The organism is uncultured Sphingomonas sp., from assembly GCF_913778135.1.
GTDB lineage: Bacteria > Pseudomonadota > Alphaproteobacteria > Sphingomonadales > Sphingomonadaceae > Sphingomonas.
Genome location: NZ_CAJYVU010000169.1, coordinates 1 through 3,870, shown reverse-complemented (window position 1 = coordinate 3,870; position 3,870 = coordinate 1). Strand labels below are relative to the sequence as shown.

The 3,870-nt window shown below is 70.6% G+C and carries 5 protein-coding genes; 3 read left to right on the top strand and 2 right to left on the bottom strand.

Features of this window, described 5'->3' with window-relative positions:
* The 3 genes from QZ847_RS15195 to cobS all read left to right on the top strand — a co-directional run.
* Positions 1 to 180: nicotinate-nucleotide--dimethylbenzimidazole phosphoribosyltransferase (locus tag QZ847_RS15195; RefSeq protein ID WP_294358033.1), on the top strand; the 180-nt coding region annotated here is incomplete at its 5' end.
* Positions 177 to 755: a histidine phosphatase family protein gene (locus tag QZ847_RS15190; RefSeq protein ID WP_294358031.1), complete on the top strand. Its 579-nt coding sequence runs from the start codon at positions 177 to 179 to the stop codon at positions 753 to 755. The genes QZ847_RS15195 and QZ847_RS15190, both read left to right, overlap by 4 nt.
* Complete coding sequence (cobS, locus tag QZ847_RS15185) at positions 743 to 1,459, top strand: adenosylcobinamide-GDP ribazoletransferase (RefSeq protein WP_294358028.1); 717 nt, start codon at positions 743 to 745, stop codon at positions 1,457 to 1,459. The genes QZ847_RS15190 and cobS overlap by 13 nt, the downstream gene beginning before the upstream one ends.
* Here cobS and QZ847_RS15180 read toward each other — a convergent pair.
* Complete coding sequence (locus QZ847_RS15180) at positions 1,447 to 2,898, bottom strand: cobyric acid synthase (protein WP_294358024.1); 1,452 nt, start codon at positions 2,896 to 2,898, stop codon at positions 1,447 to 1,449. The genes cobS and QZ847_RS15180 overlap by 13 nt on opposite strands.
* Positions 2,886 to 3,824 (bottom strand): adenosylcobinamide-phosphate synthase CbiB, encoded by a 939-nt coding sequence (cbiB, locus tag QZ847_RS15175; protein ID WP_294358037.1) that lies wholly within the window; start codon positions 3,822 to 3,824, stop codon positions 2,886 to 2,888. Before cbiB ends, QZ847_RS15180 begins: the two co-directional genes overlap by 13 nt.
* Positions 3,825 to 3,870: the final 46 nt, after the last annotated feature.

The following is a 3,870-nucleotide window of genomic DNA, read 5'->3' as shown; positions in this document are numbered from 1 at the left end:
TCGGCCGAGCCGGGTCACCGGCGCCTGCTCGATCGCCTGCACCTGCGCCCACTGCTGTCGCTCGACATGCGGCTGGGCGAGGGGAGCGGCGCAGCGGTGGCGGTGAGCGTGATCCGCGCCGCGCTTGCCGCGCACGACGGGATGGCGACTTTCGCGGAAGCGGGCGTGGGCGGCGGATGAGGTCGTTCGCGCTGCACCTGATGCGGCACGGTGAACCGGTGCTGCCCGGTCGCATGCTGGGCCGCACGGATTGCGCGGCGACGCCCGCCGGGATTGCGGCTTGCGTGGCGCAGGCGAGGCGATTGGCGGAGAGCGGGCAGGAGATTGCACACCGTATCGCGTCGGACCTGCGGCGCGCGCGCGAATGCCTCGACGTGCTGGGCGGCGGCGCAATCGATCCGCGCTGGCGCGAGCTCGATTTCGGTGAGTGGGACGGTCGTTACGCGCGCGAGCTCGATCAGGACGCGCTCGCCCGCTTCTGGGACGATCCCGATGCGTTTCCGCCACCTGGCGGAGAGACATGGTCGGCGCTGGCGGCACGAGTTGGCAAGGCGCTGGAAGCGGTCTCGCCTGAGCCGACGCTGGTGGTGACGCACGGCGGGCCGATGCGCGCCGCGCTGCACCTGTTGTGCGGGTTCGGCCGCGAGCAGGTCTGGGCGTTCGATCTGCCCTATGCCGCTGTGGTCTCGCTACGCGTTTGGGAGAGCAGCCCTCGGCGAGCGCAGGTGACGGGGTTGCTGCCGTGCGTCGCCTGATCGTCGCGCTGTCGTTCCTGACGCGGCTGCCGGTGCCGAGACTTGCCTCGCGCGACGGCGATTTTGCGGCGGCGATGCGGATTTACCCCCTCGTGGGTCTTATCGTTGGAGCAATCGTGGCAGCGGCTGCGTGGCTGGGAGGGCTGATCGACCCCTGGATGGGTGCGCTCGCCGCGTTGCTCGCCTGGACGTGGGTGACGGGGGCGCTGCACCTCGACGGGTTGGGTGATCTGGCGGACGGTTTGGGCGCCGCGCACGGCGATCGTGCGCGCCTGCTATCGGTGATGGCCGACCCGCACGTCGGCAGTTTCGGTGTCATCGCGATCGTGCTGCAGCTAGTGGCGAAGCTCGTCGCGCTGCACCTGATCGTGCCTGCAGGCTGGCCCACGCTGCTGTTCATTCCGGCAGCGGCGCGGATCGGTCCCTTGTGGTGGGCGCGCGCGGTGCCGCTGCTCAAGAACAGCGGACTGGGCGCCGCGATCACGGGCGCGGTGAGATCGCGTGACCTGATCGGATGGGGGCTGCTGCTGCTGGGTGCGGCTGTTGTGGCGCCGGTGTTGCTGGCGACGCCGGTCGTCCTCGTACTGCTCGGCCTGACGTTCGCGCGGCGGGTCGGCGGCATGTCGGGCGACGTTCACGGTGCGGGGATCGAACTGACCGAAACGGCGCTGCTGCTGATGCTGGTGGTCGCTCAGCGGGTCTGAGCGATGTCGATCAGCGCGTCGACGTCAACGAGCTGTTCGAACTGGACGGCAATGTCGTCCAGTGCCGCGTCTACGTCGGCGTTGTGGTCGACGCCTGAGGCGGTGGTGCCGATCCGCGCCAACCATGCGCGACGCTGCGCCGGATCGCCGAGCAGGCCGTGGACGTAGCTGCCCGCGACCAGCCCGTCGGGGCGGATCGCTCCCTCGGAAGTACCATCATCGAGTCGGCCTAGTGGGCGCGCGGTGTCCGGGCCGCTGGTCTGTCCGAGATGGATTTCGTAGCCGCTAAAGCGGGCGCCAAGCGCCTCGCCGCCGACCTGCCGGACGGTCTTCGCTCCCGTCAGCACCGTGTCGATGTCGAGCAGCCCGAGGCCTGCGGAGGTGCCCGCGGGTCCTTCGATGCCGCCAGGATCGCTGACCGAGCGGCCGAGCATTTGATATCCGCCGCACAGCCCCAGCACCGGGCGGCCGCGCCGCACGTGCGCGTGAATGTCGATGTCCCAGCCCTGTTCGCGCAGGCTCGCCAGATCGGCGCGGGTCGCCTTCGATCCCGCGAGTACGATCATCGCCGCGTCGGGGATGGGGTGTCCGGGCGGCACCATGACGAGGTCGACCTCAGGCTCAAGGCGGAGTGGATCGAGATCGTCGAAGTTGGCGATGCGCGGCGTGATCGGACAGGCGATGACGCGGCGACCTGCGGCGGTGGGCGCGGCGCGTTCGAGCACCACCGCGTCTTCGCTCGGTAACCGCCGCGCGGCGTGGAGCCACGGAACGATGCCCAGCGCGGTCCAGCCGGTCCGGTCGGCGACCGCGGACATCCCGTCGGCGAACAGCGCGGGATCGCCGCGGAACTTGTTGACCATGAAGCCGCGGATCATTGCCGCATCCTCCGGCGCGATCACCGCGTGCGTGCCGACCAGCGAGGCTATCACGCCGCCGCGGTCGATGTCGCCGACGAGGACGACCGGAACGTCCGCGGCGCGCGCGAAGCCCATGTTGGCGATGTCGCCCGCGCGCAGGTTGATCTCCGCCGGAGAGCCGGCGCCTTCGACCACGACGATGTCGGCGTCGTCGCGAAGGCGTTCGAAGCTCGCCAGCACGTCGTCGAGCAGGCCGATGCGTCCCTCGCGCCAGTTGCGCGCGGCGAGCGTGCCGCGCACCTGTCCGCGCACGATCAGTTGCGAGGTGCGGTCCCCTTGGGGCTTCAGCAGCACCGGGTTCATGTCGACGTGCGGCGCGACGCGGCAGGCGAGCGCCTGCGTCGCCTGTGCGCGCCCGATCTCGCCGCCGTCGGCGGTGACCGCGGCGTTGTTGCTCATGTTCTGCGGCTTGAACGGGCGGACACGCAGTCCGCGATTGGCGAGCGCGCGACACAGGCCGGCGACGAGCACCGACTTGCCGACATCGGAGCCGGTGCCCTGCAGCATTATCGCGCCCATGCGACAACTCCCGCGATCACCCACAGCAAGGCGCAGCCACGCAGATAGATCGCCAGCGCGCGGTGCAGGTCGTGGGGCGTGGCCGCGCGACCATCATGGCCGATCCAGGGCTTGGCGTGCATGCGCCCATCGTAGGCGATCGGCCCGGCGAGCGCGATGCCGAGCGCGCCGGCCATCGCCGCCTCCGGCCAGCCAGCGTTGGGCGAGGCGTGGCGCCGGCAGTCGCGCCACATGACGCGCCAGCCGCCCGCGCCCGCGATGCACAGGACGGCGCCCGACAGACGCGCGGGCACCCAGTTGGCGACGTCGTCGATCCGGGCCGCCGCCCAGCCGAACGCGCGCCAGCGCGGCTCCTTGTGACCGATCATACTGTCGGCGGTGTTGATCGCCTTGTAGCACCACACGCCGGGCAGGCCGGCGACGATCAGCCAGAACAAGGGCGCGACGACGCCGTCGCAGAAACTCTCGGCAAGGCTCTCCACCCCGGCACGCACGACGCCGCTTTCGTCGAGCGCATCGGTATCGCGGCCGACGATCATCGCGACCGCGCGACGCGCGGCGGGTAGGTCGGCGGCGGTGAGTGCGACGGCGACCCGACGGACGTGGTCGAACAGGCTGCGCTGCGCGAGCGCGGGCCAGGCGAGCGCCGCAGTGCCGATCCATGCCCACGGTCCAAGGCAAGCGCTTAGTAAACTCTCGAGCAGGATCGCGACGAGCGCGGTACCAGCGAGCAGGAGTAGCATCGTTGTAAAACCGAGGAGACGACGCTGTCGTTCACTGCAATGAGGCGTGTTCCAGTGCCGCTCGCACGCGCCGATCATGCGGGCGAAACCGCCGACAGGGTGGCCGACAACGTGGTAGAAACGGTCCGGCCAGCCGATCGCGGCGTCTAGAAACAGCGCGGCGAGCGCGACCGGATCAGCCACGCGCGAGTGCACGGTCGAGGCGGTCGAAGGCCGCGTCGTCGGCGGG

Excerpts from the sequence above, each read along its gene's own strand:
- QZ847_RS15190 (WP_294358031.1), top strand. The coding sequence starts at position 177 with ATGAGGTCGTTCGCGCTGCACCTGATGCGGCACGGTGAACCGGTGCTG.
- QZ847_RS15180 (WP_294358024.1), bottom strand. The coding sequence starts at position 2,898 with ATGGGCGCGATAATGCTGCAGGGCACCGGCTCCGATGTCGGCAAGTCG.